Origin of the sequence: Kluyvera sp. CHPC 1.251 (assembly GCF_036759945.1) — a bacterium.
Lineage (GTDB): Bacteria > Pseudomonadota > Gammaproteobacteria > Enterobacterales > Enterobacteriaceae > Kluyvera > Kluyvera sichuanensis.
This window is the reverse complement of record NZ_JAPKIC010000003.1, coordinates 164,288-190,568: the sequence shown is the minus strand read 5'-3', so window position 1 is coordinate 190,568 and position 26,281 is coordinate 164,288. Positions and strand designations below refer to the sequence as shown.

Annotated in this window: 27 protein-coding genes; 13 read left to right on the top strand and 14 right to left on the bottom strand. The window is 50.8% G+C overall.

The window, feature by feature from the left end; genetic code table 11:
- Window positions 1-2 precede the first annotated feature (2 nt).
- A complete protein-coding gene (gene rfaC / locus V6940_RS07705) occupies window positions 3-962 on the top strand; it encodes a lipopolysaccharide heptosyltransferase RfaC (RefSeq protein WP_333495448.1) in 960 nt (319 codons plus the stop codon).
- A gap of 37 nt (window positions 963-999) precedes the next feature.
- Here the strand turns inward: rfaC and V6940_RS07700 are convergent, their stop codons facing one another.
- The 7 genes from V6940_RS07700 to rfaQ are packed head-to-tail and all read right to left on the bottom strand — an operon-like array spanning window position 1,000 to window position 8,126.
- Window positions 1,000-2,253 carry an O-antigen ligase family protein gene (locus V6940_RS07700; protein ID WP_333495447.1) on the bottom strand — a complete coding sequence of 418 codons (1,254 nt, stop codon included), beginning with the start codon at window positions 2,251-2,253 and terminating at the stop codon, window positions 1,000-1,002.
- A 25-nt stretch (window positions 2,254-2,278) separates the two neighbouring features.
- A complete protein-coding gene (locus tag V6940_RS07695) occupies window positions 2,279-3,052 on the bottom strand; it encodes a glycosyltransferase family 25 protein (RefSeq protein ID WP_333495446.1) in 774 nt (257 codons plus the stop codon).
- A 49-nt stretch (window positions 3,053-3,101) separates the two neighbouring features.
- Window positions 3,102-4,097, bottom strand: coding sequence for a glycosyltransferase family 8 protein (locus V6940_RS07690; protein ID WP_333495445.1), 996 nt, complete (start codon window positions 4,095-4,097; stop codon window positions 3,102-3,104).
- A gap of 16 nt (window positions 4,098-4,113) precedes the next feature.
- Window positions 4,114-5,130 carry a lipopolysaccharide 3-alpha-galactosyltransferase gene (gene waaO / locus V6940_RS07685; RefSeq protein WP_333495444.1) on the bottom strand — a complete coding sequence of 339 codons (1,017 nt, stop codon included), beginning with the start codon at window positions 5,128-5,130 and terminating at the stop codon, window positions 4,114-4,116.
- 14 nt (window positions 5,131-5,144) lie between these two features.
- Window positions 5,145-5,942, bottom strand: a complete 798-nt coding sequence (gene rfaP / locus V6940_RS07680; RefSeq protein ID WP_333495443.1) for a lipopolysaccharide core heptose(I) kinase RfaP — start codon at window positions 5,940-5,942, stop codon at window positions 5,145-5,147.
- Window position 5,943: 1 nt separating this feature from the next.
- Window positions 5,944-7,059, bottom strand: a complete 1,116-nt coding sequence (locus V6940_RS07675; RefSeq protein ID WP_333495442.1) for a glycosyltransferase family 4 protein — start codon at window positions 7,057-7,059, stop codon at window positions 5,944-5,946.
- The gene (gene rfaQ / locus V6940_RS07670; RefSeq protein ID WP_333495441.1) at window positions 7,056-8,126 is read right to left on the bottom strand and encodes a lipopolysaccharide core heptosyltransferase RfaQ; all 1,071 of its coding nucleotides are present in this window, start codon (window positions 8,124-8,126) and stop codon (window positions 7,056-7,058) included. Before rfaQ ends, V6940_RS07675 begins: the two co-directional genes overlap by 4 nt.
- A 402-nt stretch (window positions 8,127-8,528) precedes the next feature.
- On the opposite strand from rfaQ, the gene waaA reads away from it, so the two are divergent.
- Window positions 8,529-9,806: a lipid IV(A) 3-deoxy-D-manno-octulosonic acid transferase gene (gene waaA, locus V6940_RS07665; RefSeq protein WP_333495440.1), complete on the top strand. Its 1,278-nt coding sequence runs from the start codon at window positions 8,529-8,531 to the stop codon at window positions 9,804-9,806.
- Between the two features lie 8 nt (window positions 9,807-9,814).
- Window positions 9,815-10,294 carry a pantetheine-phosphate adenylyltransferase gene (gene coaD / locus V6940_RS07660; RefSeq protein WP_333495439.1) on the top strand — a complete coding sequence of 160 codons (480 nt, stop codon included), beginning with the start codon at window positions 9,815-9,817 and terminating at the stop codon, window positions 10,292-10,294.
- 64 nt (window positions 10,295-10,358) lie between these two features.
- Here the strand turns inward: coaD and mutM are convergent, their stop codons facing one another.
- The 4 genes from mutM to radC all read right to left on the bottom strand — a co-directional run bounded on the left by mutM (window position 10,359) and on the right by radC (window position 12,578).
- Complete coding sequence (mutM, locus tag V6940_RS07655) at window positions 10,359-11,168, bottom strand: bifunctional DNA-formamidopyrimidine glycosylase/DNA-(apurinic or apyrimidinic site) lyase (RefSeq protein ID WP_333495438.1); 810 nt, start codon at window positions 11,166-11,168, stop codon at window positions 10,359-10,361.
- Window positions 11,169-11,266: 98 nt separating this feature from the next.
- Entirely contained in the window at window positions 11,267-11,434 is a 168-nt protein-coding gene (rpmG, locus tag V6940_RS07650; RefSeq protein ID WP_003024094.1) for a 50S ribosomal protein L33, read from the bottom strand.
- 22 nt (window positions 11,435-11,456) lie between these two features.
- Window positions 11,457-11,693 (bottom strand): 50S ribosomal protein L28, encoded by a 237-nt coding sequence (rpmB, locus tag V6940_RS07645; RefSeq protein ID WP_002436699.1) that lies wholly within the window; start codon window positions 11,691-11,693, stop codon window positions 11,457-11,459.
- Between the two features lie 219 nt (window positions 11,694-11,912).
- Window positions 11,913-12,578 carry a RadC family protein gene (gene radC, locus V6940_RS07640; protein WP_333495437.1) on the bottom strand — a complete coding sequence of 222 codons (666 nt, stop codon included), beginning with the start codon at window positions 12,576-12,578 and terminating at the stop codon, window positions 11,913-11,915.
- A gap of 176 nt (window positions 12,579-12,754) precedes the next feature.
- Here radC and coaBC point away from each other — a divergent pair, with 176 nt between their 5' ends.
- The 3 genes from coaBC to slmA all read left to right on the top strand — a co-directional run bounded on the left by coaBC (window position 12,755) and on the right by slmA (window position 15,158).
- Window positions 12,755-13,975: a bifunctional phosphopantothenoylcysteine decarboxylase/phosphopantothenate--cysteine ligase CoaBC gene (coaBC, locus tag V6940_RS07635; RefSeq protein ID WP_333495620.1), complete on the top strand. Its 1,221-nt coding sequence runs from the start codon at window positions 12,755-12,757 to the stop codon at window positions 13,973-13,975.
- The gene (dut, locus tag V6940_RS07630) at window positions 13,953-14,411 is read left to right on the top strand and encodes a dUTP diphosphatase (RefSeq protein WP_035895829.1); all 459 of its coding nucleotides are present in this window, start codon (window positions 13,953-13,955) and stop codon (window positions 14,409-14,411) included. Before coaBC ends, dut begins: the two co-directional genes overlap by 23 nt.
- 150 nt (window positions 14,412-14,561) lie before the next feature.
- Complete coding sequence (slmA, locus tag V6940_RS07625) at window positions 14,562-15,158, top strand: nucleoid occlusion factor SlmA (protein WP_064540962.1); 597 nt, start codon at window positions 14,562-14,564, stop codon at window positions 15,156-15,158.
- Between the two features lie 37 nt (window positions 15,159-15,195).
- Here the strand turns inward: slmA and pyrE are convergent, their stop codons facing one another.
- Both pyrE and rph read right to left on the bottom strand, forming a co-directional pair.
- The gene (gene pyrE / locus V6940_RS07620; RefSeq protein ID WP_185667491.1) at window positions 15,196-15,837 is read right to left on the bottom strand and encodes an orotate phosphoribosyltransferase; all 642 of its coding nucleotides are present in this window, start codon (window positions 15,835-15,837) and stop codon (window positions 15,196-15,198) included.
- A 63-nt stretch (window positions 15,838-15,900) separates the two neighbouring features.
- Window positions 15,901-16,617 (bottom strand): ribonuclease PH, encoded by a 717-nt coding sequence (gene rph, locus V6940_RS07615; protein ID WP_123651034.1) that lies wholly within the window; start codon window positions 16,615-16,617, stop codon window positions 15,901-15,903.
- 214 nt (window positions 16,618-16,831) lie between these two features.
- Here rph and V6940_RS07610 point away from each other — a divergent pair, with 214 nt between their 5' ends.
- The 3 genes from V6940_RS07610 (at window position 16,832) to V6940_RS07600 (ending at window position 20,575) form a co-directional block, all read left to right on the top strand.
- Window positions 16,832-17,695, top strand: a complete 864-nt coding sequence (locus V6940_RS07610) for a YicC/YloC family endoribonuclease (protein WP_333495436.1) — start codon at window positions 16,832-16,834, stop codon at window positions 17,693-17,695.
- A gap of 283 nt (window positions 17,696-17,978) precedes the next feature.
- A complete protein-coding gene (locus V6940_RS07605; protein ID WP_333495435.1) occupies window positions 17,979-19,712 on the top strand; it encodes a phosphoethanolamine transferase CptA in 1,734 nt (577 codons plus the stop codon).
- Window positions 19,713-19,957: 245 nt separating this feature from the next.
- Window positions 19,958-20,575: a trimeric intracellular cation channel family protein gene (locus V6940_RS07600; protein WP_333495434.1), complete on the top strand. Its 618-nt coding sequence runs from the start codon at window positions 19,958-19,960 to the stop codon at window positions 20,573-20,575.
- Here V6940_RS07600 and ligB read toward each other — a convergent pair.
- Complete coding sequence (ligB, locus tag V6940_RS07595; protein ID WP_333495433.1) at window positions 20,572-22,248, bottom strand: NAD-dependent DNA ligase LigB; 1,677 nt, start codon at window positions 22,246-22,248, stop codon at window positions 20,572-20,574. The genes V6940_RS07600 and ligB overlap by 4 nt on opposite strands.
- A 256-nt stretch (window positions 22,249-22,504) precedes the next feature.
- Here ligB and gmk point away from each other — a divergent pair, with 256 nt between their 5' ends.
- From gmk to trmH, 4 genes are read left to right on the top strand one after another with little or no spacing between them, the layout of a single operon-like run.
- A complete protein-coding gene (gene gmk, locus V6940_RS07590; RefSeq protein WP_035895845.1) occupies window positions 22,505-23,128 on the top strand; it encodes a guanylate kinase in 624 nt (207 codons plus the stop codon).
- Window positions 23,129-23,180: 52 nt separating this feature from the next.
- On the top strand, window positions 23,181-23,456 hold the full coding sequence (rpoZ, locus tag V6940_RS07585; RefSeq protein ID WP_000135058.1) for a DNA-directed RNA polymerase subunit omega: 276 nt from the start codon (window positions 23,181-23,183) through the stop codon (window positions 23,454-23,456).
- Window positions 23,457-23,474: 18 nt separating this feature from the next.
- Window positions 23,475-25,589, top strand: coding sequence for a bifunctional GTP diphosphokinase/guanosine-3',5'-bis pyrophosphate 3'-pyrophosphohydrolase (spoT, locus tag V6940_RS07580; RefSeq protein WP_333495432.1), 2,115 nt, complete (start codon window positions 23,475-23,477; stop codon window positions 25,587-25,589).
- A 4-nt stretch (window positions 25,590-25,593) separates the two neighbouring features.
- Complete coding sequence (gene trmH / locus V6940_RS07575) at window positions 25,594-26,280, top strand: tRNA (guanosine(18)-2'-O)-methyltransferase TrmH (protein ID WP_333495431.1); 687 nt, start codon at window positions 25,594-25,596, stop codon at window positions 26,278-26,280.
- The last annotated feature ends 1 nt before the right edge of the window (window position 26,281 follow it).

Genomic DNA, 26,281 nt, shown 5'->3' with positions numbered 1-26,281 from the left:
GCATGCGGGTTCTGATAGTAAAAACATCCTCCATGGGCGACGTGCTGCACACGCTGCCCGCATTAACTGATGCCATGCGCGCTATTCCGGGCATCCGCTTTGATTGGGTCGTCGAAGAGGGCTTCGCGCAGATCCCGTCCTGGCACGAAGCCGTCGATCGCGTGATACCGGTGGCGATTCGCCGCTGGCGTAAAGCATGGTTCTCTGCGCCTATCCAAGCTGAGCGTAAAGCGTTTAAAGAGGCGGTTCAGGCCGTCGACTACGATGCGGTCATCGACGCTCAGGGCCTGGTAAAAAGCGCTGCATTGGTCACCCGACTCGCCCATGGCGTAAAGCATGGTATGGACTGGAGTACCGCACGAGAACCACTGGCCAGCCTGTTCTATAACCGTAAGCATCACATCGCTAAAGCACAGCATGCCGTGGAACGTACACGCGAACTATTCGCAAAAAGCCTGGGTTATGCCAAACCGGAAACGCAAGGCGATTACGCCATTGCCCAGCATTTCCTGCGCGATCTCACGCCAGACTCTGCACCTTACTGCGTGTTCCTGCATGCGACGACCCGCGACGACAAGCACTGGCCCGAAAGCCACTGGCGCGAGCTGATAAGCCTGCTCGGCGAGAGCGGCCTGCGCATTAAGCTGCCATGGGGTGCGCCGCACGAAGAAGCCCGCGCAAAACGGTTAGCGGAAGGGTTTGATTATGTTGAGGTGCTGCCGCGCCTTAGCCTTGAGGCGGTGGCGCACGAGCTGGCGGGGGCTAAATTCGTGGTGTCCGTCGATACCGGACTCAGCCACCTTACCGCTGCGCTGGATCGCCCTAATATCACGCTTTATGGGCCGACGGATCCGGGGTTGATTGGGGGGTATGGGAAGAATCAGGTGGCGTGTTGTTCGCCTTCGCAGGACTTATCAAATCTGAAAGCAGAAAGTGTTATTGCCCTATATAAAACACTATAGGGCAATAATTATTAGTGGGTTTACACCCACTAATAAATTAGCTCTCCACTTTTTCTTTATTTTTCAATAACAAGCTTGAAAGGAGTAAACATATAATCCAGGAGGCAGGGATAGGTTTGTCATGAGTAATAACATCGCTTATACCAAATAGTATGATGGCCGCAGGAAAAACTAATAACACGTACCGACCTTCAGAAATACAATATGCGATTAAAGCGACATAAAATAAAAGAAGAGTGGCTACGCCTAACACTCCTTTTGTGGACAGAGCTTCTATCACGTCATTATGCATATGGACGTTAAGGAAATCCGTTGCACCCACATAGATAGGATTCTCTTTACTTAGAGCAATGATTTTGGTTGCCCTCTGTTCTAAGGATTGCCATTCCATCCCATCAGGTGCACTTTTAAAACCTGCCATAACCATAGAGAAACGAGCGCCAACAGAAGATACACTATTATCCGTATCCTGGTACCCAGCAATATCATTCTGCAAATCTACAATACGGTGATCTACATACTTTTGGAATATCAGGCCACAAATAATTAGTGAGATAAACATCCCACCAATACATTTGGCTAGTAACAATCTATGCTTGTAATATTGAGAAATTAAAATTATCGCGACAATAAATGGGTAGGTAAAAATAGCTGCCCGTGTTCCGGTCATGATTATCACAGAAAAACTAAGTAAAAAGTTTATATAAAAAACAAACCATTTATACTTTGTTGTTATATTCACAAAAACAAGGGATGAATATAATGAGCAAAAAGTAATCATGTAGGCTGCAATCGTTGCGGCTCCCATTTGATCAATTCCACCGCCCATGGCTGAAAGTGGAATTCTATTTGCACCCAATCCATAATGCTGATAGAACGATACGACATAGATTGTCGTTTGCATCAATACACTGGCTATAAGATGAAAATTAAAACTCACCTTTCTTGCATTTTTAGATAAATAGATTAAAGTAAATGCACTTAACACAAACATTTTACCTGCTTCTAAATATCCTCTGTATGCATTTTTATAAATAACATACTCCGTCTTATATGACACATACCACAATAAATCGATTGCTCCTAAGATGAATAGACTCAGAGCAAAGAATAAAGTGCCTTTGCCAATACCACCTTGTCGTTCACACATCAACATGATGAAGGAAATAAACCCTACAACAATAACTATTTTGTTAGCATAGTCTGTATCAATAGGGATTAACATCCCTCCTATAAAACACAGGGATACAACAAGGTAATAAATGTAATTTTTAACAGCATGCAAGTTCAAGATTTAATATCCTAAAGAAACTGAACTATTTAAAAAATGAAAAGAAGCTAACCCGAAGCCAGGAACGGATAAATTTCATTTTCCCTTGAATATTTCCACGTGATTTTTTCTGCCCAGAAATTAAACTACGTTCCAACTCTAAATGGCTGTTAAGTGGAGTAACTATCGGATGAAATATGATTTCGTTCAAATAAAATTCTTTAATTATTTTCTCCTGATACATTAACTCCCAACTATCAGCGCGATACGTACCATAGTTTTCAGTTAAACTAACAAGCTGCTTCGCCATCGTTTTATTCATCAAATAACAGCAAGTTCGACGCAGTTTTTCTCTATTATAATTAACACGGCCAAGCTTGAGATTACCAGCTTTGATTACACTAAAACGACTTACTCCCAAAACGGGATAGCTGTGTAATCCTTTCTGCCCGCCAAGTAAATACAAATTATCTTTAGGCAGTTTTTTCTGCTCATTTTCATTAAAAGATAAACAGAACGTTTTAAACCGCTCATCTACTTCAACATCATCTTCAAGAATAATAACCCAATCATTATTGCTGGATATCATTTTCTGATAAATGAACTGATGGCTTAATGTACAAGCTATTTCTCCATCAGTCATATCATGGCCGACACCACTTAACCGTGCCTGTTCAATCAACGCTTTATTTTTGGGATCTTTTGCATCAACTGCATCGAAGAACTGAAAGTCGATTCCGAGTCTGGAAAAATCACTCTGTATCTTATCTCTTCTTTCAGTATCTCTAAGGAGAGATACAATATAGATTAAAACTTGCATCAAAAGACCTTATATTTATGTAACCAATGCGTTATTTATAATATTATTCTTATTTTTTCAATTTATATTGAATCAGTGCAAATATACCTTGAAGATAAGAACCATGAACAAAGAGATGTTTATATTTTTTTTGCATCTCAGAAATTGTTCTAGTCTCTTTCAGAGGATATATTTTCCATGGCGAATTTTCTCGCGCAGTTTTGAAAAATACGGCTGAAGGATAGTTGGCCCAGCTATGCCATGGTTTAGTGATACCTGTATAATGAATAAGGATAGTATCATCATTAATGACTTTCTTATACTCAACATGCTTACGATCGGACAACTCATTTTTCAATGAATATATAGTATTATAGCTAGCTGGCAGATATATATTATTCATTTCAAATGAAATATTTAATGCATCCTGATCTAAATACTTCAGACGGCCATAAGATGTCTCACCCTTCAATAACTTTAATAAATATGGTTTTAAATTTGATTTTTTCCATTTATCCAGATTAACAAACATCACACCGGCATTGAAATATGACCCATTAATCTCAGGAATATTTAACCTCTTACTACATGCCTCTTGCGTTGCTTTACTATCCGGTATTACCGCTGCGAATTCATCTTTAAAATTTATTTCGGTAAAAAGCTTGAGACTCCCTTTACATACAACATCGGCATCCAGATATAGCAGCGTCGGTACCGTATTACTTAAATAATCAAAAGAATAAATTCTAAAATAGGTTGCATATGACCAGACATCAGATGTAGGCAGGTCAACAAAATAATGAGGGTCAATAAGGTATACTTTTATTGAAGTATCGAATTGCTCAGCAGTATTTCTAAAGGTATTTAGATATTCCTCGTCGATATAATCGGTAAATACATGAAAAGTAAAGTTAATGCTTTTATTATTTAACAATACTGAAGAAATAGATACTCCGGAGCCATATAGAAAATTCTTATCCACTCCATAAGATATATTTAATTCTGGAAAGTTATTATTTTTATTTATAGTTCCAAAACTATATGTATTTTTAATGAACTCGTCCATCCAAGCCTCTTTATCATTAACCAACTAATTTTAAATAATAATAATAGATGTTATTTACTAACCATTTATAATACTTACCTTGTTTAAGGCTATGTTTCGCACAATATCGGGCATAATTCGAGTTAACAGGCTTTAGTAATGCCAGATCTCGCCAGGGTGAAGATCTTTTCGCTTTCAGGAAGGGGGCTGCGCTCGCGTATATTGCCCAATTGTGCCACGGCTTGGTTGGTCCAACGTAGTGAATCAAAACAGTGCTATTGTTGATCGGATTTATAAAAGAATCTTTAAGTTCATAATTAAGACTGAACTGTGTATTATATTTTCCTGGGATAAATGTCACTTTTCCACTAAGAATAATATTCAGGATATCCTGGTCCATATAGCTGAGTTTACCCGTAATGTTCTTATCGGATAGCAGTGACATAGCCTTCCCAGAAACATACTCGCTAGCCCATGCAGGGATATTCAGCAACAGCACTCCTGAGTTAAAGTACCCGTTTTCAATAGCCGGACATTCAAGGCTTTTACTGCGAGATATCCACCACGTCTTATCCCGTTCTGGCACTACGCCTGCAACACTGTCGCCAAGTGGCAATGTCGGCAGGTTGTTTATACTTCCCTGGCACACAATATCTGCATCCAGATAAAGCACTCGAGACTGCTTACCAATAAAGTAATCACCAATTATGAAGCGGAAGTACATCGCTACGGACCAGTTCTTCGTCGTCGGAAATGATTTCAGGCACTCACAGTTGACGATATGAATCTGGATACAGGTCTTGTAGTCTCTCGCCAGCTGTGCAAACAGCTGTTTTTCCGCTTCTGGTACGGTATCGATAAAGAGATGGAAGACGAAATCCATATCCCGATTATGCAATAGCACTGAGGCAATAGAGATACCACAACCAAAGAGGAAATTCTTATCAATCCCGTAGGCGATATGGAACGATGAATCACCCTCTGCCATCTCCCGTTCGTCAAAGACGAGAGCCTCTTTGAGCATCCCTTCTGCATTTAAATACGAATACGCCATATTTTGCCTCAGATTTACAACGATTTTCTGATCGTTCTTTCTTGAATTTTATTGGCCTTCTCTGCGGCTTTTGCCAGCAGCGCCTGTTCTTCGCGCAAGACATCACGGATAGGCTTATCAAAATAGACTCGCATAAAACGCAAAATATCCCGTGATGTCAGACCAATATTCAACGATGAGAAATAAAGTCCAATCAAATCCTTATCACGCCACCGGCGCGGAACCTGATTGCGAATCTGCGCACGATGTAGATCGATAACCGAGATCTTCAGTTCATCTTCGCGACCGTTAAACGGCAAATGCAGCAGGAAGTGGCAAATATAGCAGTCGCGGTGGTTAATCCCGCTCAGGTGCATTTTGCGCACCATCGTCGCGACGCGCTTGATGATCATACGCTTAACCGCCGCGTTTGGTGGGTTCGTTGCCCAATCGGCACAGTAATCTTCAAGGCTAATGGTCGGCGTGAGGTCTTCAGTAATGATAAAAGACGTTTTTGTCAGCGGATTCAATCCTTTTTCACCAAAGCCAACCCCCTGCATGGTATCAACGCCGACATCGCGCAGACGATGAATCGCATTCCATTCCCGGTCAGCACCCAGCACGGGCATACGCAGCGATATCAGGTTCTTTACGATCTCTTTTAGCGACGTGCCGCGATGCCATTTCAGGAAATAGCTCGTGCCCGCCATCTCAAAGCGCAGCGTACGACGAGTCTCCAGTTCACGAAACACCTCACCTTCCAGGTGCTTCACTTCCTCAAAAGCATCTTTACCACGCCACAACGTGGCAAGCGGTTCATTCAGCTCAACCATCTTAATCACCTATAATGATATCTGCCGCTTTATCCGCCAGACTGTACAAATCTTGTGTATCGGCATAATTGCGAGCATTTTCAGCCCAGGCAGCACGCAGCGCTGGCTGGGTTAGGGCCTTCAATAAAATCTCATTCAAGGTTTCTTGCCGGAACGGCTCGGCGATAACTTCGCCACAGTTTGCGTCAGCAATATAGTGCGCATAGCCGCATACGCTCGTCGTTAAGACCGGTAATCCCGCCGTGACCGCTTCCAGCAGCACAATGCCCGCGGCTTCCTGATAAGCAGGGTGTAACAACAGATCGGCTGCCGCCATCAATTCCGCCACATCGTTGCGGCCAGCAAAGAAATGAACGTTACGACGAATCCCCAGTTTCTCGGCCAACGCCGCGAATTTTCCCGGTTTATCCTGGCCGACAATAAACAGTTGGGTGTTCTGCCGCACGCTTTCCGACAGCGCAGCAACTGCATTTAGCGTGCGATCCACACCTTTGCGCGTAAAGTCAGACCCTACCTGCAGCAGCACGTTTTGTGTCGCGGTCAGGCCATTCTTTTCGCGATAGATCTGGCGGGCATCAGGTATCTGCTGGCTGTATTTTCTGTCCGGGTAGATTCCTGGCGGCAGGATATGAAAGCGGCCGGGCTCCGTCTGATAGTGCTTTTGAAAGTCAGCAATTTGCTTATCGGTCAGCATCAGGAGTTGCGTTGGCTTACCCTGCTCGAAGGTCGCCCGTTCAAATGCGGCATAATGGCGATAGCGCGACGTCAGGCGATAAAAGACCCCCTTTTCCTGCGCCACTTTTTCGGCATAGCAAACATCGGCGGCATAGTAGATATCCAGCCCTGGCATCTTATTAAAGCCAACGACTCGTGTCACCGGGTGCTCACGTAAATGATTTTGCACCCACGCATAATATTCGGCATTACGCCCATGGTTAGTGTGAGATTTTACCGGGACCACAATTAACTCAAAGACATCGGGACATTCACCTTCCCAGGATTGCGTATAGATTCGCACCTGATGCCCTCGAGCCGCCACGGTTTGCGCAATACGCATAAAATCTCGCTGGAGTCCGCCGAAGGGAAAATACTTATACAGACAGAATGCAACGATCATAGCGTTTCACCTTTTACAGATTCAGCCTGACCGGCGGGCATTATTTTATCAATGGCAGCAATGACGTCTTCAGCGGGAATTACCGCAAGATACATCTCATTGCGATCGCGCTGCTCACGCGGCGGCATTGGTCGATAATCGCCGGCCCAGAATTGAATCATATTGTCCGACCAAGGACGCCAGAAAATATGGTCGGTGGCGCCAAACAAACAAATTAGCGGCGTGTTGACCGCCGCGGCGATATGACCAGGTGCGGAGTCAACGCCGATGAAAAGCGCGGCATGGTCAATTAGTGCCCCCAGTTCAGGAAACGTCATTTTCCCCGCCAGTACCGTTACTGGCGGGCGTTGACAGCCTTGTGCTATCGCATTCACGCAGGCTAAATCTTCCGCACCAGGGCCAGAAGTCAGTACAACGTCAACGCCCCGCGCATGCAGGGCATCAATCGTCTGAGAGAACTTCTGGTTCTCCCAGCATTTAAAAATCTGTCGCGCCGTTGGCTGAATCACAACGTAGCGAGCGCTAACGCCTGCTTTCTCCAGCTCACCGTGCACACGTTCCCAGCATGCTGGCTGGTAGCTCATCGTCGTTTTAGCAATCGTCGTATCAAAGCCCAGCGGCGCCAGCACCGACAGGTTGCTCTCAACGACGTTTTTCCCCTTCAGCGCCGCCAGATGCGTAAAGCTGTTACGCCAGAAAGACGACTGACGATGGTGATAATCCTGTGAAATGCTCATCGGTACATTCAGTAAACGCACCAGTACGGCAACCATCCATTGATCGGCCATATTGACGACAAGATCATATCGATTAGCTCGCAGCGTTCTGATTAAACTGACGAAATTAGCTATCTTTTCCGAGACCTTGGCTTTCTTATTTTTGATGCCATACAGCGCGTTTATTTCAGGATTCTCGGATAAAATCGGCATCGTCTCTTCGTACAGTAAGACATCAACCTTCGCATCAGGATAGTGGCATTTAAGCGTGCTAATAACGGGAGTTGTTAGCAACATATCCCCGTGATAACGCATTTTAATGACCAGGATTTTTCTAAATGGCTTTTCCACAAGCGACTCTTTGGTTGAGGTTTTTCGGTAAATAGAGGAAAAAAGCACGCTACCGCCCCAGGCTCAACAGTTACCCGATTACTGATATTGCACTCATTTTTGACGCGATAGTGTATCACTTCTTTTGTCGCAATCCGAACGGCAAGCACCTTGGACTACAAATCAATCTTTATCTTCAAAATCATTATGATAAGCAAGAAAAGCGACGAACACATCGAAACTTCGCCACCAAAATCTAAGGGGGATAAATAGCAGCGAATGGCTTAAAAAGAAGGATTAGCAGTAATATCTACAGCCAGATACACCGCTGTGGATAATTTAGACCAAAAAAAGCAAAAGTAATGGTAAAGCCAAGGGTAAATACATAGAATCCACAGCACATTCATAACTCAGCTATTTATTATGCTTGAATTGCTTTACACCGCTCTCCTCTACCTTATCCAGCCTCTCATCTGGGTACGGCTTTGGCTGCGCGGACGTAAGGCTCCAGCCTATCGCAAACGCTGGGGTGAACGTTATGGTTTCTATCGCCAGCCGCTTAAACCCGGTGGCATTATGCTGCACTCCGTTTCCGTTGGTGAAACGCTGGCAGCCATCCCACTGGTTCGCGCGCTGCGCCATCGTTATCCTGATTTGCCGATTACGGTGACCACCATGACCCCAACCGGGTCTGAACGTGTTCAGTCGGCCTTTGGCAAAGACGTTCAGCATGTCTACCTACCTTATGATTTACCAGATGCTCTGAACCGCTTCCTCGATAAGATTGACCCTAAGCTGGTGCTTATCATGGAGACCGAGCTGTGGCCGAACCTGATTGCCGCACTGCATCGCCGTCATATTCCGCTGGTTATCGCCAATGCCCGCCTTTCCGAGCGTTCTGCCGCTGGTTACGCTAAGCTTGGCTCGTTCGTGCGCACGTTGCTGCAGCGCATTACGTTGATTGCGGCGCAGAACGAAGAAGACGGTAAGCGCTTTGTCGCGCTTGGTGCCAAAAATAGCCAGGTGACGATTACCGGCAGCCTGAAGTTTGATATCTCGGTGACGCCTCAACTGGCGGCCAGAGCCATCACGCTGCGCCGCCAATGGGCCCCGCATCGTCCGGTATGGATTGCCACCAGCACTCATGATGGCGAAGAGAGCATCATCATTGCCGCGCATAAAGCGCTGCTTCAGCAATATCCCGATCTTCTGTTAATCCTGGTGCCTCGCCATCCTGAGCGTTTCCCGGATGCCATCAACCTCACTCGTCAGGCAAGCCTGAGCTATACTACTCGCTCTTCAGGTGAAGTCCCTTCTGCCACCACGCAGGTGGTGATTGGTGACACGATGGGTGAACTGATGCTGCTTTATGGCATTGCCGACCTGGCGTTTGTCGGCGGTTCACTGGTTGAACGTGGCGGGCACAACCCGCTGGAAGCTGCTGCCCACGCCATACCGGTGCTGATGGGGCCGCATACTTTCAACTTCAAAGATATCTGTGCTCGTCTGGAGCAGGCCAGCGGCCTTATCACGGTCACCGATGCCGCCAGTCTTGAGAAAGAAGTGGCTTCGCTGTTAGCCGATGAAGACTACCGTAGTTTCTATGGTCGTCATGCCGTTGAAGTGCTTTACCAGAATCAGGGCGCACTGCAGCGTCTGCTACAACTTCTGGAGCCTTACCTACCACCGAAAACGCATTGAGGATGGCTATGCAAAAACGGGCGATTTATCCGGGCACCTTCGATCCTATCACCAACGGTCACCTTGATATCGTGACTCGTGCCGCCTGCATGTTTGACCATGTCATCCTCGCTATCGCCGCCAGCCCCAGTAAGAAACCGATGTTCGATCTGAGCGAGCGCGTGGCGCTGGCCCAGCAGGCAACGGCGCACCTTGATAACGTTGAGGTAATGGGTTTTAGCGACCTGATGGCCAACTTTGCGCGGACGCAGCAGGCCAATATTCTAATTCGCGGCCTGCGCGCCGTGGCTGACTTCGAGTATGAAATGCAGTTGGCACATATGAATCGCCACCTGATGCCGGAGCTGGAAAGCGTCTTCCTGATGCCGTCCAAAGAGTGGTCGTTTATCTCATCTTCGCTGGTGAAAGAGGTGGCGCGCCATAATGGTGATGTGACCCACTTCCTGCCGGTAAACGTGCATCAGGCGTTGATGGAGAAATTGAAGTAGGCTTTGTAGTTGTTCCCGGCGGCGCTTCGCCTGGCCGGGCTACAGGTAACTCAGCCACGGGAAACTACTTCTGACACTGTTTGCAGTAAAACGTCGCCCGCTGCGCATGCTTGCTCGCTACAATCGGCGTCCCACATACCCGACACGCTTCCCCTTTACGTCCATATACCTGCAATTCCTGAGCAAAATAGCCCGGCTTACCGTCACTCTGCAGGAAGTCTTTTAGCGTCGTCCCGCCTTGCTCAATCGATCGCGCCAACACCGCTTTGATCGCGTCTACCAGCCGTTCACCCTCTTCTCTTGAGAGCGATGACGCCAGCCGATCCGGGTGGATCCGCGCGGCAAATAGTGATTCGCTGGCATAGATATTCCCCACGCCCACGACCAGCTTGTTATCCATCAGCCAGGGTTTGATCGCCGTTTTCTTCTTAGCACACTTCGCCAGCAGATAATCGGCGTTAAATTCCGTGCTGAGCGGCTCTGGGCCAAGATGCGCGAGCACACTGTGACCTTCCAGCTCCGTGGTCCATAGCCAGGCGCCAAAGCGACGTGGGTCGGTATAGCGCAGCACTTTGCCGTTACTCATCACCAGGTCGACGTGATCATGTTTTTCTGCAGGGAGTTCTTCAGACAGGATACGCAGGCTGCCAGACATTCCCAGATGAATGATTATCCAACCGTCGGGCAGTTCAAGCAGAAGGTACTTTGCGCGCCTCTGAACGCTCAGGACGGGCTTATCGCTCAGGCGGTAGATTTCATCAGAGACAGGCCAGCGCAGGCGACCGTTGCGAATCACAGCGTACTGGATGGTGGCACCAACCAGGTGTGGTTCAATACCCCGGCGGCTGGTTTCAACTTCAGGTAATTCAGGCATAGCGTCTCCGACTCAAATACAGATCTCTCTATTATGGGGACGCGCAGAAAACAAAAAACCCCGCCGAGGCGAGGTTTTTCGTGACATCGAAACTAAAATTATTTGATTTTAGCTTCTTTGTACAGAACGTGCTGACGGACAACTGGATCGAACTTTTTCAGTTCCAGTTTTTCCGGTTTAGTACGTTTGTTCTTCGTGGTGGTATAGAAGTGACCAGTACCAGCAGAAGAAACCAGCTTGATTTTCTCGCGAATACCTTTAGCCATGATTTATTTCCTCTTTAAGTACTTAGTACTTTTCGCCACGGGCACGCAGTTCGGACAGAACTGTATCGATGCCTTTCTTATCAATAACACGCATACCTTTAGCAGATACACGCAGGGTGACAAAACGCTTCTCGCTCTCAACCCAGAAACGGTGAGAGTGCAGGTTCGGCAGGAAACGGCGTTTAGTCGCGTTCAGTGCGTGGGAACGGTTGTTACCGGTCACCGGACGCTTGCCAGTAACTTGGCAGACTCGGGACATGTCTATTCTCCAAAAATCAAATTAGCTCGAGCTTCGTATGGGGTATCGGCGCCTCGTCAGGCTTTACAGCCCGGTCATCGCGTAGTTCTAAGTGAACTCTCGATTGCCAGGCCCAAATGCCAAACCCGAGATTCTCAAAGGTGGCGTAGTATACGCTGACACGAGGATATGCTCAAGTCCCGAACAGACAAAGATCCCGGTGGATCGCGTAATTATCCGCTAAATCCAGCCTCGTTCGGCAAAAGAAACATACTCACCACGGCCAATAACCAGATGGTCTAGTACACGTACATCCATGAATTGGCAACATTTTACCACCCTTTCGGTGATAAGTCTGTCTGATTTACTCGGTTCGGCATTACCTGATGGATGATTATGCGCGAGGATCACCGCCGCGGCATTCACTTTGATGGCTTCTCGTACAATTTCACGCGGGTGAACCTCCACATGATTCAACGTTCCGGAAAAAAGTCGACTATGTTTCAGGACCTTGTGCCGGTTATCGAGGAAGATGACCACAAAGATTTCCCTTTCTTCGTCGGCCAACTGGCTTTGTAAAAATTCTCGCGCCAGTTCCGGGCTCAACAGGGAATCCTCTTCCAGCACCCGCACGCTGAAGTAACGACGCGCCAGTTCAGCAATACCTTTGAGCTGAGCATATTTGGCAATCCCCATCCCATCAATCTGGGTCATCTCCTCCTCGCTGGCAGAGAGTAGCCGGTAGAGCGACCCAAAATGCCGAAGCAGGTCGTGGGAATAGCGCATCACGCCTTTTTCACGCGTCCCCGTACGCAAAAACAGCGCCAGCAATTCGGTATCTGACAGCGTCTCAATGCCATACCGCTGCATCTTTTCCCGCGGCATCATCGCTTCTGCACTCTCCATAACGGCCTCCTTCCGATAGCTGCCGCCATGCTGTCACAACGCGTATCGCGCCGCACGACTGAGATCTTGCGCTTGCGTAGCGCCTCGCAAAGTGTCGATGTCACAAGCACACGACCCTGGCAGGATTGTGATAAAATACGCGGATTCTGGTGTCCCTCTAACAGGAAAGAATCATGATGAGCCTGGCCGGTAAAAAAATTGTTCTTGGCGTCAGCGGCGGCATTGCTGCCTACAAAACGCCGGAGCTCGTACGTCGCCTGCGCGACCGCGGCGCAGATGTACGCGTTGCCATGACGGAAGCCGCAAAAGCTTTCATCACCCCGCTGAGCCTGCAAGCCGTCTCCGGCTATCCGGTTTCCGACAGCCTGCTTGATACCGCCGCTGAAGCTGCGATGGGCCATATTGAGCTGGGGAAATGGGCTGACCTCGTTATTCTGGCGCCCGCAACAGCAGACCTTATCGCCCGTGTGACCGCGGGGATGGCAAACGACCTGGTCTCGACTATCTGTCTCGCCACGCCGTCTCCCGTTGCCGTAGTGCCTGCCATGAATCAGCAGATGTACCGCGCTGCCGCCACTCAGCACAATCTTGAGGTATTGGCCTCGCGGAATATGCTCATCTGGGGCCCGGACAGCGGTAGCCAGGCCTGCGGTGATGTCGGCCCGGGACGCATGCTCGACCCGCTGACCATCGTTGATATGGCGGCCGCGCACTTTTCGCCCGTCAAAGATTTGCAACATCTGAACATCATGATTACCGCTGGCCCAACTCGTGAGCCACTGGATCCCGTACGCTACATCACCAACCATAGTTCCGGGAAAATGGGCTTTGCGATTGCCGAAGCGGCCGCACAGCGCGGCGCCAACGTCACGCTGATCAGCGGCCCGGTATCGCTGCCAACCCCAGCCTTCGTGCAGCGCGTTGACGTGACAACCGCCGAAGAGATGAATACGGCCGTTCAGGCTGGCGTCACCGGGCAGCATATTTTCATCGGCTGTGCCGCCGTCGCGGACTATCGCGCCGCCGTGATTGCCGACGAAAAAATTAAAAAGCAGGACACCCAGGGTGATGAATTTACAATAAAAATGGTAAAAAACCCTGATATCGTAGCCGGTGTTGCTGCACTAAAAACAGCACGACCTTACGTCGTAGGGTTTGCTGCCGAAACAAATAATGTGGAAGAATATGCGCGGCAAAAGCGTAGCCGCAAGAACCTTGATCTGATTTGTGCTAACGACGTTTCTCAATCAAATCAAGGCTTTAACAGTGACAACAATGCATTGCATCTTTTCTGGCAGGACGGCGAGAAGCGCTTACCACTCGCCAGTAAGTCACTCCTGGGCCAACTATTATTGGACGAGATCGTTACCCGTTATGATGAAAAAAATCGACGTTAAGATTCTGGACTCGCGTATTGGTCAGCAGTTCCCACTGCCGACCTATGCCACTGCTGGCTCAGCAGGCCTTGACCTGCGCGCCTGTCTTGATGACGCCGTAGAGCTGGCGCCGGGCGAAACCACTTTACTGCCAACCGGTCTGGCGATTCACATTGCCGACCCTTCCCTGGCCGCTGTAATGCTGCCGCGCTCTGGCCTGGGTCACAAGCACGGTATCGTGCTGGGCAACCTGGTCGGGCTGATTGACTCCGACTACCAGGGTCAGCTGATGGTTTCCATCTGGAACCGTGGGCAAACGACCTTCACCATTGAACCGGGCGAACGCGTTGCGCAAATGGTGTTTGTTCCTGTCGTACAGGCCGAGTTTAATCTGGTCGAATCGTTTGAAGCCACCGATCGTGGCGAAGGTGGTTTTGGCCACTCCGGGCGCCAATAACTCGCCCTAAGGCGCACCCGCCAGCGCGGTGCGCCCGTTTTTACGTATCTCACGGTGTCATAATGCGAATATATCACTGCAAATTATGATTGCGGTCACCGTGTGGATGCTCGCCTGACAATTGTTTTATTTTCAGGGGTATTTTAGAACATGGCAGAAAAGCAAACTGCGAAAAGGAATCGTCGCGAGGAAATACTTCAATCCCTGGCGTTGATGCTTGAATCCAGCGACGGTAGCCAGCGCATCACGACGGCCAAATTGGCCGCCTCCGTTGGCGTTTCCGAAGCAGCGCTGTACCGGCATTTTCCTAGCAAGACCCGCATGTTCGATAGCCTTATTGAGTTTATCGAAGATAGCCTGATTACCCGTATCAACCTGATCCTCAAAGACGAGAAGGACACCACCGCACGTTTACGCCTGATTGTGCTGCTGATTCTTGGTTTTGGCGAACGTAATCCAGGACTGACCCGTATCCTGACCGGCCATGCGCTCATGTTTGAGCAGGATCGCCTACAGGGACGTATCAACCAACTGTTTGAACGTATTGAAGCTCAGCTGCGCCAGGTGCTGCGTGAGCGGAAAATGCGGGAAGGTGAAGGCTACGAAACGGATGAAACGCTGCTGGCAAGTCAGCTGCTCGCCTTCTGTGAGGGCATGCTGTCGCGCTTTGTACGCAGCGAATTCAAATACCGACCAACGGACGATTTTGACGCCCGTTGGCCGCTGATCGTTGCGCAACTGCAGTAACACGTTCAAATAACCCGGCATCCGCCGGGCTATTTTTTTATACGCCGTATGCCTCGCGGTAAGCGCGTACCGATGCCAGATGCTCCGCCATCTCCGGTTTTTCTTCCAGATAAGCAATCAGATCTTTCAGCGTGATGATCGAGATAACCTCGCAGCCATAGTCACGTTCAACTTCCTGGATTGCGGAAATTTCACCGCGTCCACGCTCCTGACGATCTAAAGAGATCAGCACACCAGCAAGCTTCGCACCGTTGGCCTGGATAATCTCCATCGATTCACGGATCGCAGTACCCGCAGTGATCACATCGTCCACCAGCATCACGCGTCCGGTCAGCGCGCTACCCACCAGATTACCGCCTTCTCCGTGGTCTTTCGCTTCTTTGCGGTTAAAACAGTACGGATAATCACGGTCGTGATGCTCCGCCAGCGCAACTGCCGTGGTTGTGGCAATCGGGATACCTTTGTAGGCAGGACCAAACAACAGATCGAACTCAATACCGGAATCCACCAGCGCTTCGGCATAAAAACGGCCTAACAGTGCCAGATCGCGCCCGGTATTAAACAGCCCGGCGTTGAAGAAATAGGGGCTCTTGCGCCCGGATTTCAGCGTAAATTCGCCAAACTTAAGTACCTGCTTGTTAAGCGCAAACTCAATAAACTGGCGCTGATACGGTTTCATGGATTCGCTCCTCATCTCACTTTATTACGGACAAAAAAAAGGGCGACCACGTCGCCCTTAACATCAATTTTCTAACGCCGCTTTCTGCGTCGTGATAATAGATTCGATTCCCCCTCGGGCTAACGCCAGCAGGGTGAGTAACTCTTCGTGGCTGAACGGCTCGCCCTCGGCGGTCCCCTGAACTTCAATGATGCGTCCGTCTTCGGTCATCACCACGTTCATATCAGTTTCCGCCGCCGAGTCTTCAACGTATTCCAGGTCGCACAGCGCTTCGCCGTTTACGATACCCACGGAAACCGCCGCTACCATCCCTTTCATTGGGTTGGTTTTCAGCTTACCCGCGGCAACCAGTTTGCCCAGTGCATCGGCCAACGCCACACAGGCACCGGTAATGGACGCCGTACGCGTGCCGCCATCGGCCTGGATAACGTCGCAGTCCAGCGTGATGGTGAATTCACCCAGCGCCTTCAGATCTACCGCCGCGCGCAGCGCACGAGCAATCAGACGCTGAATTTCCATGGTACGACCGCCCTGCTTGCCTTTCGCCGCTTCACGCGCATTACGCGTGTGGGTAGCACGTGGCAGCATGCCGTACTCGGCGGTGATCCAACCCTGGCCCTGACCTTTCAGGAAACGTGGTACGCCTTCATCGATAGAAGCAGTACACAGCACTTTGGTATCACCAAATTCGACCAGCACGGAGCCTTCAGCGTGTTTTGTATAATTACGGGTCAGGGTGACGGGACGCACCTGGTTAGCACTACGGCCTGCTGGACGCATGATAGATATCTCCGGCTTGAAACGAATGTGGCGCGCATTATACACAAAATCATTCAAGCTGTATCAAGGCGGCAAGGGCGCTCTCACGCGGAGCGTACTAAACAGAGACAGCTTGAAGGACGAAGCGTATACGGATTAACGGCGCTTATTTCTATCCTCATAAGCCCCCGAAGGCTATAATCCCCTCATCTCTCCTTTAAAAACAGGAACGTCTATGATCCGCAGCATGACCGCCTATGCCCGCCGTGAAATCAAGGGCAGTTGGGGCAGCGCCGCTTGGGAACTGCGCTCTGTTAACCAGCGTTATCTCGAAACCTATTTCCGTCTCCCAGAGCAGTTCCGCAGCCTTGAACCCGTTGTTCGTGAACGTCTGCGTACCCGCTTAACGCGCGGTAAAGTAGAGTGCACCCTGCGTTTTGAGCCGGATGCCAGCGCGCAAGGCGAACTAATCCTCAATGAAAAATTGGCAAAACAACTGGTTAGCGCCGCAAACTGGGTCAAAATGCAGAGCGATGAAGGGGAAGTTAACCCTGTCGACATTCTGCGCTGGCCTGGCGTGATGGCCGCACAAGAGCAGGATCTGGACGCTATCGCCGCCGAGATCCTCAATGCGCTGGACGGTACGCTGGACGACTTCATCGTGGCTCGTGAAACCGAAGGTCAGGCGCTGAAAGCCCTGATTGAGCAGCGTCTGGAAGGCGTCAGCGGCGAAGTGACCAAAGTCCGCGTCCATATGCCGGAAATCCTGCAGTGGCAGCGCGACCGTCTGGTCGCCAAACTGGAAGACGCGGAAGTTCAGCTTGAAAATAACCGTCTGGAGCAGGAACTGGTGCTGATGGCCCAGCGTATCGACGTTGCCGAAGAGCTGGATCGCCTCGAAGCGCACGTGAAAGAGACCTATAACATCCTGAAGAAAAAAGAAGCGGTTGGCCGCCGTCTGGACTTCATGATGCAAGAGTTCAACCGCGAGTCGAACACCCTGGCGTCAAAGTCAATCAATGCGGACGTGACCAATTCTGCTATCGAATTGAAAGTACTGATCGAACAAATGCGCGAGCAGATTCAGAACATCGAATAATTTGAATCAGTTACTTGAAAATTTATGCCCGCCATTGCGCGGGCATTTTTAATTCAGGTAGTTTCTTTTTTCCCAAGTAAATTGCATCATTACTTACCCTTATATAAAGGGCAATTATGGAATGAGGCGATACACAGGACGTTCTTAACCAGATATTTTCCACCTTCATCTATATCCTTTCAGATGCCAGGGCTATCTGCTTATGCGTTCAGATATCGAACTAATTATATCTTAAGCATTGGTGGCTAGACTGGCCGCCTCCATCACAAATAAAGTTAAACCTATGCAATTCACGACTACTCAGAGTACACCAGCCTTTAGCTGGAAAGCCCTTGGCTGGGCCGTATTGTATTTTTGTTTCTTTTCAACGGCATTACAGCTTGCAATCTACGCCACAGGCTACAGCGGCTCTACCGGTGTAAGGGATTCCATCCTCTTTAGCTTATTATGGCTGGTGCCGGTATTCCTGTTCCCGAAGAAGACTCGCATCATTGGCGCCATTATTGGCGTTGTGCTCTGGGCGGCGTCGCTAGCGGCTATCAGCTATTACGTTATTTACGGTCAGGAGTTTTCGCAAAGCGTTTTATTTGTGATGTTTGAGACCAACACCAATGAAGCCGGTGAGTTCTTAAGCCAGTATTTTAGCCTTAAGATTGTCCTGGTGGCGGTGGTCTACTCCATTGTTGCCGTGCTGCTCTGGACACGCCTGCGCCCGGTTTATATCCCAAAACCCTGGCGCTGGCTCGTCTCCTTTGCCCTGCTTTATGGACTGATTCTGAACCCACTGGCGACCGGCGTGCTGATGAAAGACAAACCCGTTGCAGACGTGTTGGACGGTATGTCAGGCCGCCTTGCCCCTGCGGCTCCCTGGCAGTTTATTACTGGCTACTACCAGTATCACCATCAGTTAGACAGCCTGACCCGGTTGCTCAACGACAACCACGCGCTCCCGCCGCTAGCCAACCTGAAAGACAGTTCAGGGAATGCTCCTCGTACGCTGGTGCTGGTCATTGGTGAATCCACGCAGCGTGGGCGTATGAGCCTTTATGGCTATCCGCGCGAAACCACGCCTGAGCTGGATGCACTGCACAAGTCAGATCCTAACTTCACCGTTTTCAATGATGTCGTGACCTCGCGCCCTTACACCATTGAGATCCTGCAGCAAGCGCTGACCTTTGCCAACGAGCAGAACCCAGACCTGTATCTGACTAAACCATCGCTGATGAACCTGATGAAACAGGCAGGCTATAAAACCTTCTGGATCACCAACCAGCAGACGATGACCTCACGTAACACCATGCTGACCGTGTTCTCAAAACAGACCGACCAGCAGTTCTATATGAACCAGCAGCGCACTCAGAGCGCCCGTGAATACGATTCTAACGTTCTGGCACCGTTTAAACAGGTTCTGTCAGACCCGGCACCGAAGAAGTTTATTATCGTGCACCTGTTAGGTACGCATATTAACTACGATTACCGTTACCCGGAAAACTGGAATAAATTCTCGGGCAAAACCGACACGATGCCAGCTGGGTTAAGTAAGGATGAGCAGAGCACCTACAACAGCTACGATAATGCCAACCTTTACAACGACTACGTCGTTTCCACCCTGATTAAGGACTACAAAGCAACGGATCCAAATGGCTTCCTGCTGTACTTCTCTGACCACGGCGAAGAGGTTTATGACACGCCGCCGCACCAAACGCAGGGCCGCAATGAGCTTGCGCCAACGCGCCATATGTACACCATTCCATTCCTGCTGTGGACGTCAGAAAAATGGCATCAGGAGCATCCTCGCGATTTCTCTCAGGATGTTAACCGCAAATACAGCAGCTCCGAGCTTATCCATACCTGGTCCGATCTGGCAGGATTAAGCTATGACGGTTTCGAGCCAACCCGCGCGTTGACCAGCCCGCAGTTTGTTGAATCCACACGCTGGATTGGCAACCCATACGATAAGAAGTCGTTGACCGATTACGACAAACTGCCGTACGGCGAGCAGAAAGGTAATCAGTAACGCCCCATAAGCCGCTCCGTATGGAGCGGCTTTTTTACGCTTTATCCCACACATCATTTTTACGTAATGACTTACATTTTCTAATCATAAAATCCATTAACCAATTCTATAAAACTCACCACCACAGCATTCATACTCAATTTATGAATTAGTTTTTCTTATTCAAATGAGCTCACCTTAGAAAAACTCAATCGTGACATGGCGCACAAATCGCTACCCTCCTATCATTCTTGTTGGGAGCGAACATGTTACTGCACATCCTTTACCTTATCGGCATCACCGCAGAGGCGATGACTGGAGCCCTGGCCGCCGGGCGCCGCCGCATGGATACCTTTGGGGTCATCATCATTGCCACCGCCACCGCACTGGGCGGGGGTTCCGTCCGTGACATGCTGCTTGGCCACTATCCCTTAGGCTGGGTGCAACACCCTGAATACATCATCACCGTCGCCATTGCCGCAGTACTGACCACCATTGTGGCTCCGGTCATGCCGCATTTGCGCCGCCTGTTTTTGGTTCTCGATGCCGTGGGTCTGATTGTCTTTTCAATCATTGGTGCGCAAATCGCGCTGGATATGGGAGAAGGACCCATTATCGCTGTCATCGCCGCCGTCATCACCGGCGTATTTGGCGGGGTACTGCGCGATATGTTCTGTAAACGCATTCCGCTGGTCTTCCAGAAAGAGCTTTATGCCGGTATCTCGTTTGCGGCCGCCGTGCTGTACGTAGCGCTTCAGCAGTACGTCAGCAATCATGATGTGGTGGTGATATCCACGCTGCTCTTCGGTTTTACCGCAAGGATGCTGGCGCTCAGGCTCAAGCTTGGCCTTCCGGTATTCCACTACCGGCACGAAACGCACTAGTTAAACCCCGCCACCCCAAGATTTCTCAGCTTTTCGACAAGCGAGCTCACCGCGGGGTCATGAAGAAACGTTGCCAGGCTACGCGCTTTCTCCCGGCCAATGCCCGGCAACGTTTGCCAGCGTTGCTCATCGCGAGCGAGTAGCTGTTGCCAGGTACTATCGTCAAGCGCCTTTAAGGCCGCGTTCGGCAGCGGTACACCTATTGCTTTAATCCAGCGGCGAAAGGGCTGCCGGCGCGTCATATCAAAGCGGTGCCACACCTGCTGCGCTCGCTCAGTCGTCATGCCAGGCGTGGACTGAAGCTGAGCTAGCGTGAGCCCAAGCCAGGAGAAGATGTGCTCAAACGAATGTGCCGTCGCAAGCCGCTGCCACGCCACCTCTCCAACGCCTTCGATATTGAGCACCGCTGGCGCTCCGAGCCAGACAAGGCGCGCTAAGAACTGCTCCCGACACGCAACCGTACGGTAAAAACAGGTGAGTGAGTTAAAGTCAGCCGCAGGTGGCTCGGGTTTTGTTCGTTCGAGCGCACGCCAGACCACGCTTTCCAGTCGCGGGATACCTTGCCCGGCAAGACTAATCAGCAGCTGATCGCCTGCGGTAATATCCAGGCTCTGCCAGCGCGCCACCGAACCTATATTGACCCGCTGTACCCGCTTATCGTCGAGCATGATGGGTTGCAATTCGGCCACCACTGCAATCTTACCGGTACGGCCTATCGCAAAGTGAATACCGCTGACTTCTGCCACCTGCGACACCGGCTGATACTTCCAGGCGACAACCCAATCGCCCTGCGTTGGCATCCATCGGCTTCCTTCAGGTTCTATTCCCATTCGAACCACCACACCATCCGTTGCAAAGGGTAGCGGCGCGTTAAACCAGCGCGAGCGCCACTCTGCCACCTCCCGGGCACTCGATACTGCGTGGCTATAGCGCGCGGCAAGTTCAAATCCGGACGCGGCAAGAAGGTCCAGCCGCTCACGCATTGAGGTCGGGCCATCGGGCCACGCCCAGATAAACAGAGACAGCGCGGAAAGCGGCTGGCTATCGCTCTGACGCATCAGCATTCCCGCCACCTTTGAGCGCGCGTTCATTCCCCCCATCTTTGTCTGTACATGCCCTTCGGCACGTAAAAATATCTCGCCTTGCAGGACGCTGTTTGCCAGCGTCCCACTGACATTTTGCGGAATATCGGGAATCCGTCGGGCCTTTTCCGTCCAGTCCTCCCCATTTAGCCCATCTCCCCGGCTGATCGCTTGTTTCAGCTGCCCGTCCTGATAGACCAGAGTAACCGCCACGCCATCCACTTTCGGCTGCACCCACATCCCTTCCCGGCCCTTCATCCACTCCCCCATCGACCTGGCATCCGCCAGCTTACGCACGCCCGTATGTGCCACCGGATGCTTCACCGTTTTACCGAGCGGCGACAGGCTGGTTTGCTCCACGGTGGCCATGCCAAAGCAGCGCTGCCACTGGGAAAGACGCGCAGAGAGTTGATCATATACGCCGTCACTAACCTCGCTCTCCCCCTGCTGCCAGTAGACTTTATTCCACCCTCTAATCTGGGCTTCGAGCCGCGCTATCTCCTGCTCCGCTCTGGTGGGCGACCAGGCAGGACAAGCTGCCTCTACCTGCAACGTGAACAGCAAACACACGCCAATCATCCATGCTTTCATGTTCTTCCCCTCGCCAACGAATAGTCCGTTTGTAGCGCGGTCGTTATCGCCATGCGAGAAGGGATTTAGCGTTTATCGAGCCGGATTCAGGGAAAACAAGTTTGTTGCAGCAACACAAGGATAAATCAGGAAAACGGTACGCAAAATGAAAGAAACTGGCGCAAAAAGTGTGACAAAGACTACGTCGCGTGGCAGCGCCGTGTATAATAGGCTCGTATGTAAGTTCTCTTTCGATAATCACATACAAAAGACACTCATGGCTCAAGGCACGCTCTATATTGTTTCCGCCCCTAGCGGCGCGGGTAAATCCAGCCTGATTCAGGCTTTATTGAAAACCCAACCGTTGTACGACTCCCAGGTATCTGTTTCACATACCACGCGCGCGCCGCGTCCGGGTGAAGTGCACGGCGAACACTATTTCTTTGTGAATCACGACGATTTCAGAACGATGATTGGCGAAGGGGCATTCCTGGAACACGCTGAAGTCTTTGGCAACTATTACGGCACCTCGCGTCAGGCGATTGAGCAGGTACTGGCGACCGGCGTTGATGTCTTCCTCGATATCGACTGGCAGGGCGCTCAGCAAATCCGTAAAAGCATGCCGGGTGCGCGCAGCATCTTTATTCTGCCGCCATCCAAAATTGAACTGGATCGTCGCCTGCGCGGCCGCGGCCAGGACAGCGAAGAGGTGATCGCAAAACGTATGGCTCAGGCAGTTGCAGAAATGAGTCATTACGCGGAATATGATTACCTTATCGTCAATGATGATTTTGATACCGCGCTGGGTGATTTTAAAACCATCCTCCGGGCAGAACGTCTGCGTATGAGCCGCCAAAAGCAGCGACATGACGCTTTAATCAGCAAATTATTGGCAGACTGAACCCACTTTCAGTATCATGCCCAGTCCATCACTATCTGTGGAGCATTAAAGTATGGCACGCGTAACTGTTCAGGACGCTGTAGAGAAAATTGGTAACCGTTTTGACCTGGTACTGGTCGCCGCGCGTCGCGCTCGTCAGATGCAGGTAGGCGGAAAGGATCCGCTGGTTCCAGAAGAAAACGATAAAACCACCGTTATCGCACTGCGCGAAATCGAAGAAGGTCTGATCAACAACCAGATCCTCGACGTGCGCGAGCGCCAGGAACAGCAAGAGCAGGAAGCCGCTGAATTACAAGCTGTTACCGCTATTGCTGAAGGTCGTCGTTAATTACATAGCGGGTCGCCCTTGTATCTGTTTGAGAGCCTGAATCAGCTGATTCAAAATTACCTGCCGGAAGACCAGATTAAACGTCTTCGGCAGGCCTATCTCGTTGCACGTGACGCTCACGAGGGGCAAACACGTTCAAGCGGTGAACCCTATATCACGCACCCGGTAGCGGTGGCCTGCATTCTGGCCGAGATGAAACTCGACTATGAAACGCTGATGGCTGCTCTGCTGCATGACGTGATTGAAGATACCCCTGCCACCTACCAGGACATGGAGCAACTCTTTGGTAAAAGCGTTGCTGAACTGGTAGAGGGGGTCTCTAAACTTGATAAGCTCAAGTTCCGCGATAAGAAAGAAGCCCAGGCTGAAAACTTTCGCAAAATGATTATGGCGATGGTGCAGGATATCCGCGTCATCCTCATCAAGCTTGCCGACCGCACTCACAACATGCGCACGCTGGGCTCATTACGCCCGGACAAGCGTCGCCGCATCGCCCGTGAAACCCTCGAAATTTACAGCCCACTGGCCCACCGTTTAGGTATCCACCACATCAAGACCGAGCTCGAAGAGCTAGGCTTTGAAGCGCTGTATCCAAACCGTTATCGCGTGATTAAAGAAGTGGTGAAAGCCGCGCGCGGTAACCGTAAAGAGATGATTCAGAAGATCCTTTCTGAAATCGAAGGGCGTTTGCAGGAAGCGGGAATTCCGTGTCGCGTCAGCGGTCGCGAGAAACATCTGTACTCTATCTACTGCAAAATGGTGCTGAAAGAGCAGCGTTTTCACTCGATCATGGACATCTACGCCTTCCGCGTTATCGTCCACGATCTGGATACCTGCTACCGCGTACTGGGCCAGATGCACAGCCTGTACAAGCCGCGTCCGGGTCGCGTAAAAGACTACATCGCGATTCCAAAGGCCAACGGATATCAGTCCCTGCACACCTCGATGATTGGGCCACACGGTGTCCCGGTCGAAGTCCAGATCCGTACCGAAGACATGGATCAAATGGCAGAGATGGGTGTTGCCGCGCACTGGGCTTACAAAGAACACGGTGGCGAAAGCAGTACTACCGCACAAATCCGCGCCCAGCGCTGGATGCAAAGCCTGCTGGAACTGCAGCAGAGCGCCGGTAGCTCGTTTGAATTTATCGAGAGCGTTAAATCCGATCTCTTCCCGGATGAGATTTACGTTTTCACCCCGGAAGGCCGCATTGTCGAACTGCCCGCTGGCGCTACGCCGGTGGACTTTGCCTACGCCGTGCATACCGACATCGGTCATGCCTGCGTGGGCGCGCGCGTCGACCGTCAGCCTTACCCACTGTCGCAACCGCTCTCCAGCGGCCAGACGGTAGAAATCATCACCGCGCCGGGCGCACGTCCGAACGCCGCATGGCTCAATTTTGTCGTCAGCTCAAAAGCGCGCGCCAAAATCCGTCAGATGCTGAAAAACCTCAAGCGCGACGACTCCGTCAGCCTGGGCCGCCGTCTGCTGAACCACGCGCTGGGCGGTAGCCGCAAGCTTGCGGAAATTCCGCCGGATCATGTTCAGCGCGAGCTCGACCGCATGCGTCTTGCCACCCTTGACGACCTGCTGGCCGAAATTGGCCTGGGCAACGCCATGAGCGTGGTGGTGGCGAAAAACCTCCAGCAGGGTGAAGCGATTCCGTCTGCACCGGGTGCCTCCGGGCACAGCCATCTGCCGATTAAAGGCGCAGACGGCGTGCTGATCACCTTCGCGAAATGCTGTCGTCCGATCCCTGGCGACCCAATCATCGCCCACGTCAGCCCGGGTAAAGGGCTGGTTATTCACCATGAATCTTGCCGCAATATTCGCGGCTATCAGAAAGAACCTGAGAAGTTCATGGCGGTTGAGTGGGACAAAGAGACGGCGCAGGAATTTATCACCGAGATTAAGGTCGATATGTTCAACCATCAGGGGGCGCTGGCCAACCTGACGGCAGCTATCAATACCGCGGCGTCCAATATTCAAAGCCTGAATACGGAAGAGAAAGACGGCCGCGTTTATAGCGCCTTTATCCGTCTGACCGCACGTGACCGTGTGCACCTGGCGAATATCATGCGCAAAATCCGCGTGATGCCGGACGTCATTAAAGTCACCCGTAACAGAAACTAGCTTTATGAATTTACAGCGTTATGCGCGTATCCGTGAGATGCTCGCCAGGCGTCAGCCTGACCTGACGGTCTGCATGGAAGAGGTTCACAAACCTCATAATGTCTCGGCGATCGTTCGTACCGCCGACGCGGTAGGCGTACACGAAGTTCATGCGGTCTGGCCCAGCACTCGAATGCGCCCTATGGCATCCGCGGCGGGCAGTAACAGCTGGGTACAGGTAATAACCCATCCCACCATTGGCGATGCGGTTGGCCATTTAAAGGGCCAGGGCATGCAAATCCTGGCCACCAATCTGTCAGACACATCGGTCGATTTCCGTGAAATCGACTATACCCGCCCAACCTGCATTCTGATGGGGCAGGAAAAAACCGGTATCACCCAGGAAGCGTTAGCCCTCGCAGACCAGGACATCATCATCCCGATGATTGGCATGGTGCAGTCGCTCAACGTTTCCGTCGCCTCTGCGTTGATTCTTTATGAAGCCCAGCGCCAGCGTCAGAACGCTGGCATGTACCGCCGCGAAAACAGCATGCTGCCCGTCGAAGAGCAGCAGCGTCTGCTGTTTGAAGGCGGTTACCCGGTGCTGGCACACGTCGCCAAACGCAAAGGCCTTCCTTATCCCCACGTTAACGAGCAGGGCGAAATTGAAGCCGATGCCACGTGGTGGTCCACTATGCAGGCTACGGAGTAAC